Genomic DNA, 12789 nt, shown 5'->3' on the forward strand with positions numbered 1-12789 from the left:
CCGCCACGGCCGCCACCGGCGGACGGGTCAATGCTGGTTGAGGTACGTGGTGACGAACGACCCGATCGCGTCGGCGATGAGCTGGACCGCGATGGCGGCCAGCAGCAGACCGGCGATCCGGGTGAGCACCTCGATGCCGCCGGGCCGGAGCACCTTGACGATGCCTCCGGAGAATCGCAGCACCAACCACACGGTGAGCATCACCGCGACGATCGCTCCGCCGATCTGGAGATAGTCACCCGTGCCCGAAGCTCCCTGGACGAACAGCATGGTGGCCACGATGGCGCCCGGTCCGGCCAGCAACGGCGTCCCGAGTGGAACCAGGGCGATGTTGGCCGTCGCCTGTTGGCCCGGATCGTCGGCCTTCCCGGTCAGCAGTTCGAGGGCCACCAAGATGAGCAGCAGACCACCGGCCGCCTGCAGGGCGGGCAGCGACACATGGAGATAAGCGAGCAGAGTCTGACCGGCGACCGCGAAGATCACGATAACGCCGAGGGCGAGCGCGACCGCCTGCCAGGCGGCCCGGTTGCGGTCCCGAGCCGACAGCGGCCCGGTCAGCGCCAGGAAGATCGGCATCATTCCCGGCGGGTCGGTGATGACCAGCAGGGTCAGGAAAACCTCGCCGAACAGGGTCAGATCCACCCGCACACGGTAGCGGCGGCGCCGGAGGCTCGACCGCAGGTCAGCCGGATAGGACCGGGGTCACGCCGCTCGCCTGCGCCACCAGCCGGTCGTACGCTTCCGGAGCGGTGGTGAAGGCACCGAGCGCGACGGTCTTGTGCGCGCCGTGGAAGTCGGACGAGCCGGTCACCAACAGCCCCAACTCTGCCGCGAGGGCGCGAACGTGGGCCCGCTCGGCCGGCGAGTGGTCCTCGTGGTCCGCCTCCAGACCGGCCAGCCCCACCGCCGCCAGCTCGACGATCAACGAGTCGGGCACCACCCGTCCGCGGCGGGTCGCCCGGGGATGCGCGAAGACCGGCACCCCACCGGCCCGGCGAACCAGCCGGACCGCGGTGAAGACGTCGATGTCGACTTTGGGCGACCGGTAACGGCTGCCCAACCAGCGCGCGTCGAACGCCTCGGCCGTGGTTTCCACCAGGCCAGCCCGGATCAACGCCCGGGCGATGTGCGGTCGACCGACCGTGCCACCGGCCGCGTCGGCGAGCACCTCCGGCCAACTGATCGGGTGCCCGTCGGCCCGCAACAGTTCGACGATCCGCTCGCCGCGCACCTCCCGCGCCGCGCGGACCCGGGCCAGCGCCGCGGCCAGCTCCGGTTCCGCGGGATCGAAAAGGTACGCCAGCAGGTGCAGCGGCACCGGTGGACTCGTTCCGGACCACCGGCAGGACAGCTCCGCACCGCGTACCAGGTCCAGGCCCGGCGGCAGGGCGTCGGCGGCCTCGGTCCAGCCGGACGTCGTGTCGTGGTCGGTGACGGCCAGCACCCGCAGACCGGCGGCCGCACCGGCGGCGACGAGTTCCGCCGGCCGCAGCGTGCCGTCACTGGCCGTCGAGTGGGCGTGCAGGTCGATCACGCGGGGCCGGTCACCAGCAGCGAGGTGTCCGGGGCGGCCGGGAACCGTTCGACGTCGGCACCCTCGATCGCCGCCGGCGCCGTCACCCGGATCAGCTCACCGGTTCCGGCCAGGTGCGCCGCGGTGCCCGCGCCGGTCCAGAGTGGTTCACCGGTCAGCGCCGGGCCGGCCGATGCCGCCTTCACCGTCGTCCCGCCCAGCGTGGTCAGGTCCACCACCATCGCGGTGGTGCCGCGCTGATGCGCCATTGGACGCTCCGGGTCGATGTTGGTGAGTAACCACCTACCGTCCGGGGAGACCGAGCCGGTGGTGGCGGAGACCGGCACGTCGCAGCTCGTCGCGATCCGCGACAGGTCCGCCCCGTTGTCCAGCAGCGCGAGACACGGCCGCCGGTGGTTCGGCACCGTGACCGCCGCGACGACGGTCTGGCCGTCCGGGAGGGCGCCGTACACGGCCACCAACTCCCTGTTCCAGGCCGGGCGGTGGGCGCCCACCATCGGCGTCCACACGTCGTAGCCGCCCGCGCTTCCCCGCCGGAGCAGCACGGCCAGGCCGACGAAACCGACCGGGTCGGTGTCGGCCAGCACCGTGGCTCGGACCGGGTTGGCGAACTGGGCACCGGCCAGCGTGCCGGCGTACAGGGTGCCGCCGGTCCGCCAGGCCGCCCGCTGGCCGTCCGGCGCCAGCACCAGGCGGTCCAGCCCGGAGAGGACCGGGCGGGGCGGCTCGCTGCGGGTGACGTACCAGAGATTCGTCCGTCCGGCCGGCCGCGCCGTGGCGACCAACCAGCCCCCCGCGGTGCGATGGGCGGTGGTCACCCGGCCGTCGGCGGGCAGCTCGATCCGTAGCCCGTCCGCCGTGGCGAGGTGCCGATCGACGACCAGGTCGACCTGGGGAGGGCCGAGTGGCTCGGCGGTCGGGGTCGGCGGCGGGGTCACCGAAGGGAGGTCTGTCGGGGCGAGAATGAGCCGTTCGGCGTCGGTGATCGGTCGCTCGGTTTCCGTTGGCGGATCCCCAACGATGATCACCGCCGGCCCGGGAGCCGAGGGCGAACCGAGGCCGAAGACCGCGGAACTGGCGAGCAGCGTCGCGACGGCGGTCGTGGCGACACCGAGAATCACCTGCCGGCGGCGTCCGCGGCGACCACGCCGCAACGCCGTACCCGCCGGGTCGACGGGATGCGGTAACCGGGCCGCCTGCCGGGACAGGGTGTCCCGCAGCGCCCGCTCGAGATCCTCCGGTGTCACGATGTGGAAACGCCCGGCCTCGGGTGGAAGGTTGCCAGCCGGCCGTTCGGGTCGACGTACTCCCCCCACATGTCAGCCCTCCATGCTGGGCACCGGCACGGCCGGCAGGGTCGGGGCGGGCCGCCGGGCGGGTGCCGGCTGGTCGGGTCGCGGTCTCGCGGACCGGGGCGCAGTAGCCTCGGCCGCCGGCCGCACTCGCTGCGGGGCGACCGGCTGGTCGACGGCGGGCCGGGTGGCGGCTGGCGGATCGGCGGACGCCAGCCGCTCGGCGTCGAGTTCGGCACCGAGTCGCCCGCGCAGTGTGGTGAGTGCCCGGGAGGTCTGGCTCTTCACCGTGCCCGTCGAGATGTTCAGCAGTTCGGCGGTCTGAGCCTCGGACATGTCTTCGTAGAACCGGAGCACCAGCACCGCGCGCTGCCGGACCGGCAACTGCTGCACGTGCCGCCACAGCGCGTCCCGTTCGAGCTGCTGATCTATTTGATCCGGCGCCGGCCGTTCGGGCAACGACTCGGTCGGCCGCTCACCATGCCAGCGCCGACGCCACCAGCTGGTGGCCGTATTGACCAGCACCCGTCGGGCGTACGGTTCCACCGCCTCGATGCCGCCCAACCGTTTCCAGGCCAGGTAGGTCTTGGTCAGCGCGGTCTGCAACAGGTCTTCCGCGGTGGCCCAGTCCCCGGCGAGCAGGTAGGCCGTGCGCAACAGCGCACCGGAACGGGCCGCGACGAAATCGCGGAACTCCTCTTCCAGGCTGGCCGACACCGTGCCCCCTCCTCGCCGTGCCATCCGAGGCTGTCACAGCGGCGGCGGTTAATCCATGGCGATTGGGTGCGGAGACAGTCCGATGTTCGGGCAGAAAGTTTCAGGCGCCGTCGTCGGCCTTTGCCTCGTCGGCCTCCTTGCCCAACCGCGCCTCGACAGCCTGGGGCTCGTACATTTCCTCGACAACCCGCAGGTAGAGCTCGTTCGGGTTGGGAAGATGCTTGACCTCGCGGAGCGCCTGCTCCTGGCCGGCCGATTCGAGGACGAAGGTCCCGTAGTTCAGCGTGCGACCGAGCGGTGACTGCTCGTACTTCATGTCGGTGACCCGCAGCAGCGGCATCATCGCGACCTGCCGGGTGACGATGCCGTTGACCACCATGACTCGCTTGTTGGTCAGGATGAACCGGTCGTAGTACCAGTCAGCCACCCGCCAGGCCACCCAGCCGATCACGGCGAACCAGAGGATCACGGCGACCGTGGTCAGCGCACCGCTGTCCTGGCCGGCCAGGAAGCCGGAGAGGTAGCCGAGCACGAAGGTGGCCAGGACGCCGACGGTGAGCGGTGTCGCCAGGTGGATCCAGTGCCGCTTCCACTCGCCGCGGTAACGCTCGGTCGGGAACAGGTATCGAGCCACCAACGGGGTCGGCTCGTCCTCCAGGGGCAGCACCCGCCGGGTGCCCAACGGCATGCCGGAGGCGTCGACCCGCAGGCCGGCCAACTCGTCCTCGGTGATGGTGGGCGGGACCCGGTAGCCCTCCGGGTCGCGGTCCCAGTCACGCCGGGACGAGCCGCCGTAGCCGGCGTCCTCCGAATAGGACGCGCCCGGGGAGTACGCCGGCCCGTCGCCGAAGGCCGGGCCGTCGCCGAAGCCCGGCCCGTCGTCGGGTCGGGCTCGAGGAATGGGCTCGGTATCCCGCTCGCGCCGCGGACGATCGTCGTCGTCGGGGGGTGGGCCGCCGGACGGAGTGGTCATGAAGAACTACGCCACCAGATTGCTGAAGAACTCGCCGAACCCGGAGGCGATGTCGACCAGGCCACCACCGAGCGACTTGAAGACATCGGCCGCGGAGTTGGGTCGGAACGCGACGAAGAAGATCAAAAATGCGACGCCTAGCCAGGTGAGGACTTTCTTGACCATGGTGGGCCATCCCCCTCCGTGCGGTGGTAACCCCGCACCCGCGGCGATACTCAGAGTATCAGTCAGACCTCTTACAGTGATACAGAGTACCCATCCCGACCGGCCCTGGCGCAAGCCCTGATCAGGCCTTCCCGTGCAGGTAGGGAGAGGGAGCCCCGTACACGAGCTCGGGCGGAGTCCACTCGGTCAGGTCGTGCAGGACGACCTCGTCCGCGAGGAGGTAACCCGCGCTCGCCGGCCAGGCTATCGCATACAGCCACATTCCCCGAGCTTCACCGACGTAGGCGCTCCGGTCGTTTCTCGATCGTACGGACCACAGTGGAGTAGGGTGCCCGCCGGCCCGGATCTTGGCGTGCGCCGCCGACTCGGTGTGACCAGGCGGCGGCTCGGTCATCGCCTGGGCCAACTCCTCGCCGGGATCCGGTCCGGTGATGCCGGCGAACCGGGTGCCGAGCCCGACGCCGGGCTCCTCCGCCACCAGGACCAGGTCCGCCGGCCCACCGCCGAGCGGCGCCGGGCCGCTGCACGCGACCGCTCCAGCCCGCACCCCGGTCCGTTCGTCGCCGGCCCAGGCAACCCCGGTCACCGTCCAGCCGGGCAGCAGCGGCCAGGGACACCAGAGCGGCACCACCGGCCGGTCGGCAACCCGGCTCGCGACCTGGATCCGATCCACCGCGGCCTCGACGATCGCCGGCCCGACATGCTCCGCGACATGCAGTGGCAGGACCGGACCGCAGGCCGGGCAGCGCCAATCGGAGTGCATCAGGTCCGGCGGCCGGACCGGGCCACTGCATCGTGGACACGTCACCGCGACACCCATGGGCCTACGCTCCCCGTCGGACCCCCAAGAGTCAACCGAACCCGCCCTTTTGGTTATCTTCCGGTGCGGACTCGGCTCCACCGGTCACGTCGCCGTCACCCGTCCGGGGGAGTTCCCGCGTACGTCCGGATCCAGGCGTGCATGGCGATCCCGCTGGCCACTCCCGCGTTGATGGACCGGGTCGAGCCGTACTGGGCAATCGAGAAGACCAGGTCACAGGCGTCCCGAGCAGTCTGCGACAGGCCCGGGCCCTCCTGACCGAAGAGCAGCACACAGCGCCGGGGCAGGACCGCCGACTCCATCGGCCGGGCCCCGGGCAGGTTGTCGATGCCCACCAACGGCAGGTCGCGGTCCCGCGCCCAGGCGACCAGGTCCTCGATGGCGGCGTGGTGCCGGACGTGCTGGTACCGGTCGGTCACCATGGCGCCACGCCGGTTCCACCGGCGCCGGCCCACGATGTGCACCGCACCGGCGAGGAAGGCGTTGGCATTGCGGACCACCGTGCCGATGTTGAAGTCGTGCTGCCAGTTCTCGATGGCGACATGGAAATCGTGCCGGCGCCGGTCCAGGTCGGCGACTATCGCCTCGCGTCGCCAGTACCGGTACCGGTCGACCACGTTGCGCCGGTCACCCAGCGCCAGCAACTCCGGGTCGTACCGTGGGTCGGACGGCGGCTCGCCCTGCCACGGGCCGACCCCCACCTCCGGTTGATCTCCATCCACGATCGGGAGGATACGGCGCCACGGCGCGGCAGGTCCCGGACAGGACTCGGCGCGTCCCGGACAGCCGGTCGTTGGTCATCGGGATCACGGGCCGCCGAGATCGAGCGCCAGGCGTAGTTCCCGGAGGAACCCCGCCCGGTGCTCGCCCGGCGATCCCGAGCCTGCGGGGTCGCCGGCCCGGCAGACCCGCACCGCCACGGACTGCAACCACTGCCGGTACGCCGCCGAGTCCGCCGGGTCCGTCGGGTCACCGAGCACCAGCACGGCGTGTCGGCAGTCGGCGAGGGTCGCGGCCGCACGCCGGACGGGGTCGCCAAGGTCCGCCAGCGGCTGGGGAGCCACCGTCTCGGCGTAGACGGCCGCCACCACCGCCCGTACGAGGTCGCTGTCGAACGACCGGCCGGCGGCGATGCCCTCGAGGCCGGCCAAGCTCTCGGCCACCATCTCAGCCGGCCGGTCCGGACCGGCCGAACTGGCCGCGACCACGACCTGGCCGGGCAGTCGGACCAGCAGGCGCCACTCGGCGGGAGCGAAGATCACGGTGCTCAGCGGGCCGGTCCGGCGCTCGGCCGGCGACGGCTCTCCGGCGACGGAGTGGCTCATCGGAACCTCCGTAGCCAGCATATGTCCGCTCGACGCCCCAGCACCCCAACCCGCCAAGACGCGGGTTTGGATACCGGACAGTTCAGCCGCGCGGTTCCGGAAAGCTCGGTCGCTCGGGATCGACGCCGGCCGGCAGGGCCGCCTCGGCGTACTCGCGCCTGGGGACCATGACCCGGCGCCGGAACACGCAGACCATGGTCCCGTCCTGGTTGTAGCCACGGGTCTCCACGGACACCACCCCGCGATCCGGCTTGGAGCCGGACTCCCGCTTGCCCAGCACGGTGGTCTCGCCGTAGATCGTGTCACCGTGGAACGTCGGCGCGACGTGCCGCAGCGACTCCACCTCGAGGTTGGCGATCGCCTTGCCGCTGACGTCCGGCACCGACATGCCGAGCAGCAGCGAGTAGATGTAGTTGCCGACGACCACGTTCCGGTTGAACTGGCTGGCGCTCTGCGCGTAGTGGGCGTCCAGGTGCAGCGGGTGGTGGTTCATGGTGAGCAGGCAGAAGAGGTGGTCGTCGTACTCGGTCACCGTCTTGCCCGGCCAGTGCCGGTAGACCGCGCCGATCTCGAATTCCTCGAAGTAACGGCCGAACTGCATCTTTGCGCCCCTCGACGTACGGCGATGAAGTAGGGCACAGCATGCCGCATCGCCGCTCGCGCCGGCCGTGGGGTCGGGCGCGGGCCCGACGTGTCACACCGGACGGTGCGCGGCGAATGAATAGCTATGGGTGGGGCCACCGGAATCCGGGGCCGGACGCAATGAGCGGCGGGGCCCTCCCCGGCACCCGCCGCCCACGCTCTGATGACTGAGATTCTGCCCGACGGCAGGGGGTCACAGAAAGAGTCGAACCAGAGACGGAGGTCACAGTTATCAATTTGTGACCATACGGAAAGTGAAAGGCATGGAGATCATTACCAACCGTCATTGACCACATCCGCCCTTGTCACCGCCGAAGTTACCGTCGGGTACGAGACATGCCCCCGATCGCCCATGGGAACGCTTCCATCACTGTCCGCCACTGGCGATCACGATCGTTCGACCCCTTGGCTGACCTACGGATAGGGGCGTACGTCGATGGCTCGGAACACCGGGTGGCGGAGGTCACGGGCGTTTCGGTCACCGGCGACGCGGGAATTCCGAGGGCTGCGAGCGAGTTCGGCCAGGTGTACGCGTACAACGCAGCGATCGGAGAGATCAATGGCGACCGTTGAGCTGACCTCAACGAATTTCGACGAGGTCACCGGCAAGGACGGCATCGTGCTGGTCGACTTCTGGGCGAGTTGGTGCGGGCCATGCCTCCGCTTCGCGCCTATCTACGAGCGGTCGTCCGAGAAGCACCAGGACATCACCTTCGGCAAGGTCGACACCGAGGCACAGCAGGAGCTGGCCGCGAAGTTCGATATCCGCTCCATTCCGACCATCATGGCGGTACGGGACGGCGTGATCGTTTTCGCGCAGCCGGGAGCGCTGCCCGAGTCCGCCCTGGAGTCCCTCATCGAACAGGTGCAGGCCCTCGACATGGACGACGTACGCGCCCAGTTGGCCAGCCACCAGCACTGAGCATCCCACCGCCGGTCGGACCCCAGGGTCCGGCCGGCGGTGCGTTTCCGGCGTGCCGGCTTGCGGAGTCGGTCGCACATGTGTTCGAATCCTCCGCATGCGCTGGGAACACCTGTCGACCTCCCACCCGCCAGCGGCGGCGCGACAGGGTTCCGTGGAGGCGGTGCCGGACGCGGCGCCAGCGGCACCACCCCTGCCGCTGGTGCTGCCCGGCGCGGTCGTCCGCACCTTCGACACCCCGGACTTCGCGGGGATGACCTTCTACGAGGTACGCGCGAAGTCCATCATCAACAAAGTTCCCGGTGCCTCCCGGGTCCCGTTCGACCACACGATCAACCCGTACCGGGGATGCACCCATGCCTGCGTCTACTGCTTCGCCAGAAGAACTCACACCTATCTCGACCTGAACGCCGGGCGCGACTTCGACACCCGGGTGATCGTCAAGGTGAACGCCGGTGAGCTGGCCCGCCGCGAGTTGGCGGCGCCGCGATGGCGAGGCCAGCCGATCGCGATGGGGACCAACGTCGACTGCTACCAGCGGGCGGAGGGCCGCTACCGGCTCATGCCGCCGATCCTCGAAGCGCTGCGCGACTTCGCCAATCCGTTCTCGATTCTCACCAAGGGCACCCTGATCCTGCGAGACCTGCCGTTGCTGCGGCAGGCCGCCGAGGTGACCTCGGTCGGCCTGGCGTTCTCGATCGGCTTCGTCGACGAATCGACGTGGCGCTCGGTGGAGCCCGGCACACCGAGCCCACGACGCCGCCTCGATGTCGTCCGAACCCTGGCGGACGCGGGCTTCGACGTGTCCGTGCTGATGGCGCCGATCCTGCCCGGGCTGACCGACACCGACGACTCGATCGACGCGACGGTGGCCGCGATCGCGCAGGCCGGAGCCAGCAGGGTGACCCCGCTACCGCTGCACCTGCGCCCCGGCGCCCGGGAGTGGTACGCGGGCTGGCTGGCCCGTGAGTACCCCGCTCTCGTCGGGCGCTACCGGGAGCTGTACCGCGACGGCTCCTATCTCCCGCAGTCCTACCAACGGGAGGTCACCGCCCGGGTCCGGATGGCGGCACGGCGGCACGGCCTTCCCCGGACGGCGCCTGAGGGGACCCACCCGCGAAATGTGGGTCCACCGCAGGTCGATCAGGTCACAGAACAGTTGACGTTGCTGTGAGCTTCCGGCGTACCGTGATCCGGTGACCTTGCTACGCGGGCCGGAAACGGATGGACACGCGCGCGCGGTCGACGCACTGCGCCGCTCGTACGCGTCCGTGCCGCCGGACAGCCCGGTACGCCTCGCCAAGCGGACCTCGAACCTGTTCCGGCCGCGTACTCCGAACCAGACTCCCGGACTGGACGTCAGCGGGCTGACCGGGGTGCTCGGCGTGGACCCGGTCAGCCGGACCGCCGACGTGCAGGGCATGTGCACCTACGAACGGCTGGTGGACGCCACCCTTCCGCACGGTCTGATGCCCCTGGTAGTGCCGCAACTGCGCACCATCACCCTGGGTGGTGCGGTGACTGGCCTGGGTATCGAGTCGACCTCGTTCCGGCACGGCCTACCGCACGAGTCGGTGCTGGAAATGGACGTGCTCACCGGTGCCGGCGAAATCCTCACCATCGGCCCGGACGGCCAGCACGCCGACCTGTTCGCCGCCTTCCCCAACTCGATGGGCAGCCTCGGGTACGCCACCCGGCTGCGAATCGAGTTGCAGCCGATCGGTCGGCACGTCGCCCTGCGCAACGTGCGTTTCACCGACCTGGACGCGCTCGTCGAGGCGATCAGCCAGGTGATCGACACGGGCTCCTGGGACGGCCGCCGGGTCGATGCGATGGACGGCGTGATGTTCAGTCCCGGTGAGGCGTACCTGATCCTCGCCAGCTTCACCGACGAGCCGGTGCGGGCCAGCGACTACACCGGTCAGGACATCTACTACCGCTCGCTGCGCCGGCGCACCGCCGACGCGCTGTCCGGGTACGACTACCTGTGGCGCTGGGACACCGACTGGTTCTGGTGCTCTCGGGCCTTCGGCGTGCAGCATCCGCTGGTCCGCCGCCTGTGGCCGGCCCGCTACCGGCGCAGCGATGTCTACCACCGGCTGGTGCGTTGGGAGCACCGACACGGCGTGGTGGGCCGGATCGACCGGTGGCGTGGCCGGCCCGCCACCGAGCGGGTGGTGCAGGACGTGGAGGTGCCGCTGGCCGCCACGGCCGACTTCCTGCGCTGGTTCGCCGGGCACGTGCCGATGTCTCCGGTGTGGCTCTGTCCGTTGCGCCTCCGCCAGCCGGCCGGACCGGGCTCGGCCCGTGACTGGCCGCTGTATCCCCTCCGCCCCGACGAAAGCTATGTCAACGTGGGCTTCTGGGGCACCGTTCCGATCGTCGACGGGGCCGCCGACGGCGACGTCAACCGGGCCATCGAACGCGCGGTGTCCGACGCGGGCGGGCACAAGTCGCTGTACTCCGACGCCTACTACGACCGGGCGACGTTCGACCGGTTGTACGGCGGCGCGGCCTACCGGGCCGTGAAGGAGCGTTACGACCCGCACCACCGGCTGACCGGACTCTACGAGAAGGCAGTTGAGCGACGATGAGCATTACCGATCGATCCACCGGCTCGGCCGGTGTGCGTCCCTCCGGGCCCGGACGCCCCGGCAACCCGACCGTCGCGGAGGTCCTCAACGCGATCGTCGAGGGCCAGCCGCCGGTGCGGATCACCGCTTACGACGGTTCCACCCTGGGCCCGACCGACGACCCGGTCGCTCTGGAGATCCGCACCGAGCGCGGCCTGTCCTACCTGCTCACCGCACCGGGCGACCTGGGTATGGCCCGGGCGTACGTCTCCGGCGACCTGGCCCTCACCGGGGTCCACCCAGGTGACCCGTACGAGGTGCTCCGGATCCTCCAGGACGGTGTCCGGCTACGGGTGCCGCCACTGGGCGAGGCACTGGCGCTGGCCCGTGGGCTCGGCTGGGACCGGTTGAAGCCGCCGCCACCCCCGCCGTACGAGGCACTGCCGCGCTGGCGTCGGATGCTTGCCGGACGCCGACACTCCCGCACCCGGGACAGCAGTGCCATCGAGCACCACTACGACGTGTCGAACGCCTTCTACGAGTTGGTGCTCGGTCCCTCGATGACGTACACCTGCGCGGTCTTCCGCGACCCGGGCGACACGCTGGAACAGGCCCAGGCGGCCAAGTACGACCTGGTCGCCGGCAAGCTGGCGCTCAAGCCGGGGATGCGGCTGCTGGACGTCGGTTGTGGCTGGGGCGGGATGGTGCGGCACGCCGCCCGCGAGTACGGCGTCAAGGCGCTCGGCGTGACCCTGTCCAAGGCTCAGGCGGAGTGGGCACAGGCCGCGATCGAGCGCGAAGGGCTGGGCCACCTGGCCGAGGTCCGGCACATGGACTACCGGGACGCGCCCCGGGAGCACTTCGACGCCGTCAGCTCGATCGGGCTCACCGAGCACATCGGCGTACGCAACTATCCGGTCTATTTCCGGACGCTGCGGGACCGACTGCGGCCCGGCGGACGGCTGCTCAACCACTGCATCACCCGAGCCGACAACCGGATGCCCAACAACCCCGGTGCCTTCATCGACCGATACGTCTTCCCGGACGGCGAGCTGGCCGGGCCGGGCCGGATCGTCAGCGAGATGCACGACGCCGGCTTCGAGGTGCAGCACGAGGAGAACCTGCGGCAGCACTACGCGCTGACCCTGGCCGGATGGTGCCGGAACCTCGTGGCGAACTGGGATGCCTGCGTCGCCGAGGCGGGGGTGGGACGGGCCCGGGTGTGGGGGCTGTACATGGCCGGCTCGCGGTTGTCGTTCGAACGGAACAAGATCCAACTTCACCAGGTGCTGGGCACGCGCACCGGTCCGGACGGCGACTCCGGCTATCCGCTGCGGCCGGACTGGACGGCCTGATCCGCGTGCGTACCCCCAGGCAGATCCTTTCCGACGCCGCCATCATCGCCGTGGTCGGCGCCTCCCGCGACCCGGCGAAGGCGGCCCACTCGGTGCCCGCTCAGATGCAGCGGTACGGCTGGCGGATCATCCCGGTCAACCCGTCCGCGGACGAGCTGTTCGGCGAGCGGGTGTACCGCTCGCTCGCCGACATCCCGCATCCGGTCGACCTGGTCGACGTGTTCCGGCCGGTGCCGGACGCGGTCGATGTGGTGCGCCAGGCGGTCGCCGTGGGCGCGCCAGCGGTGTGGCTCCAACTCGGCATCGTCTCCGCCGAGGCACGGGCGATCGCCGAACGGGCCGGCGTCGACTACGTCGAGGACCGGTGCCTGATCGTCGAACGCGCCGCCGGCGGGCTGACCCGTCTCCCGTCGATCTAGGGCAGATGGTCGCCAGTTGATCTCCATTCACGACCATCTGCCCTAGATCGGC

General features: G+C 70.5%; 15 protein-coding genes. 5 read left to right on the forward strand and 10 right to left on the reverse strand.

From position 1 onward, the window contains the following. Window positions 1-27 precede the first annotated feature (27 nt). The 10 genes from ACFQUZ_RS02040 to ACFQUZ_RS02085 all read right to left on the reverse strand — a co-directional run bounded on the left by ACFQUZ_RS02040 (window position 28) and on the right by ACFQUZ_RS02085 (window position 7427). On the reverse strand, window positions 28-642 hold the full coding sequence (locus ACFQUZ_RS02040; protein ID WP_377437064.1) for a MarC family protein: 615 nt from the start codon (window positions 640-642) through the stop codon (window positions 28-30). 40 nt (window positions 643-682) lie between these two features. Next, window positions 683-1534, reverse strand: coding sequence for a PHP domain-containing protein (locus ACFQUZ_RS02045; protein WP_377437065.1), 852 nt, complete (start codon window positions 1532-1534; stop codon window positions 683-685). Continuing rightward, window positions 1531-2781, reverse strand: coding sequence for a hypothetical protein (locus tag ACFQUZ_RS02050; protein WP_377437067.1), 1251 nt, complete (start codon window positions 2779-2781; stop codon window positions 1531-1533). The genes ACFQUZ_RS02045 and ACFQUZ_RS02050 overlap by 4 nt, the downstream gene beginning before the upstream one ends. A gap of 72 nt (window positions 2782-2853) precedes the next feature. Then, complete coding sequence (locus tag ACFQUZ_RS02055; RefSeq protein ID WP_377437068.1) at window positions 2854-3543, reverse strand: SigE family RNA polymerase sigma factor; 690 nt, start codon at window positions 3541-3543, stop codon at window positions 2854-2856. 100 nt (window positions 3544-3643) lie between these two features. Beyond that, window positions 3644-4516, reverse strand: coding sequence for a PH domain-containing protein (locus tag ACFQUZ_RS02060; RefSeq protein WP_377437069.1), 873 nt, complete (start codon window positions 4514-4516; stop codon window positions 3644-3646). A 6-nt stretch (window positions 4517-4522) separates the two neighbouring features. After that, window positions 4523-4681 carry a hypothetical protein gene (locus tag ACFQUZ_RS02065; protein WP_198348085.1) on the reverse strand — a complete coding sequence of 53 codons (159 nt, stop codon included), beginning with the start codon at window positions 4679-4681 and terminating at the stop codon, window positions 4523-4525. 121 nt (window positions 4682-4802) lie between these two features. Next, window positions 4803-5489: a DUF6758 family protein gene (locus ACFQUZ_RS02070; protein WP_377437070.1), complete on the reverse strand. Its 687-nt coding sequence runs from the start codon at window positions 5487-5489 to the stop codon at window positions 4803-4805. A gap of 107 nt (window positions 5490-5596) precedes the next feature. After that, window positions 5597-6223, reverse strand: a complete 627-nt coding sequence (locus ACFQUZ_RS02075; RefSeq protein WP_377437071.1) for a TrmH family RNA methyltransferase — start codon at window positions 6221-6223, stop codon at window positions 5597-5599. Window positions 6224-6307: 84 nt separating this feature from the next. Next, complete coding sequence (locus tag ACFQUZ_RS02080) at window positions 6308-6826, reverse strand: hypothetical protein (RefSeq protein ID WP_377437073.1); 519 nt, start codon at window positions 6824-6826, stop codon at window positions 6308-6310. 82 nt (window positions 6827-6908) lie between these two features. Next, window positions 6909-7427: a MaoC family dehydratase gene (locus tag ACFQUZ_RS02085; RefSeq protein WP_377437075.1), complete on the reverse strand. Its 519-nt coding sequence runs from the start codon at window positions 7425-7427 to the stop codon at window positions 6909-6911. A gap of 477 nt (window positions 7428-7904) precedes the next feature. On the opposite strand from ACFQUZ_RS02085, the gene trxA reads away from it, so the two are divergent. From trxA to ACFQUZ_RS02110, 5 genes are all read left to right on the forward strand, one after another. Then, window positions 7905-8390 carry a thioredoxin gene (gene trxA, locus ACFQUZ_RS02090; RefSeq protein WP_377437076.1) on the forward strand — a complete coding sequence of 162 codons (486 nt, stop codon included), beginning with the start codon at window positions 7905-7907 and terminating at the stop codon, window positions 8388-8390. A 97-nt stretch (window positions 8391-8487) separates the two neighbouring features. Further along, window positions 8488-9564 carry an Rv2578c family radical SAM protein gene (locus ACFQUZ_RS02095; protein ID WP_377437077.1) on the forward strand — a complete coding sequence of 359 codons (1077 nt, stop codon included), beginning with the start codon at window positions 8488-8490 and terminating at the stop codon, window positions 9562-9564. A 28-nt stretch (window positions 9565-9592) separates the two neighbouring features. Further along, entirely contained in the window at window positions 9593-10984 is a 1392-nt protein-coding gene (locus ACFQUZ_RS02100; protein WP_377437482.1) for an FAD-binding oxidoreductase, read from the forward strand. Further along, a complete protein-coding gene (locus tag ACFQUZ_RS02105; RefSeq protein ID WP_377437078.1) occupies window positions 10981-12318 on the forward strand; it encodes a class I SAM-dependent methyltransferase in 1338 nt (445 codons plus the stop codon). The genes ACFQUZ_RS02100 and ACFQUZ_RS02105 overlap by 4 nt, the downstream gene beginning before the upstream one ends. A 5-nt stretch (window positions 12319-12323) precedes the next feature. Then, on the forward strand, window positions 12324-12737 hold the full coding sequence (locus ACFQUZ_RS02110; protein ID WP_377437080.1) for a CoA-binding protein: 414 nt from the start codon (window positions 12324-12326) through the stop codon (window positions 12735-12737). Window positions 12738-12789 lie beyond the last annotated feature (52 nt).

The sequence above is a fragment of the Plantactinospora sp. GCM10030261 genome (genome assembly GCF_042666615.1).
Classification (GTDB): Bacteria; Actinomycetota; Actinomycetes; order Mycobacteriales; family Micromonosporaceae; genus KBS50.

Coding starts and splice junctions, on each gene's coding strand:
- ACFQUZ_RS02105 (WP_377437078.1), top strand. CDS start 10,981: ATGAGCATTACCGATCGATCCACCGGCTCGGCCGGTGTGCGTCCCTCC.
- ACFQUZ_RS02095 (WP_377437077.1), top strand. CDS start 8,488: ATGCGCTGGGAACACCTGTCGACCTCCCACCCGCCAGCGGCGGCGCGA.
- ACFQUZ_RS02085 (WP_377437075.1), bottom strand. CDS start 7,427: ATGCAGTTCGGCCGTTACTTCGAGGAATTCGAGATCGGCGCGGTCTAC.
- ACFQUZ_RS02065 (WP_198348085.1), bottom strand. CDS start 4,681: ATGGTCAAGAAAGTCCTCACCTGGCTAGGCGTCGCATTTTTGATCTTC.
- ACFQUZ_RS02080 (WP_377437073.1), bottom strand. CDS start 6,826: ATGAGCCACTCCGTCGCCGGAGAGCCGTCGCCGGCCGAGCGCCGGACC.
- trxA (WP_377437076.1), top strand. CDS start 7,905: ATGGCTCGGAACACCGGGTGGCGGAGGTCACGGGCGTTTCGGTCACCG.
- ACFQUZ_RS02060 (WP_377437069.1), bottom strand. CDS start 4,516: ATGACCACTCCGTCCGGCGGCCCACCCCCCGACGACGACGATCGTCCG.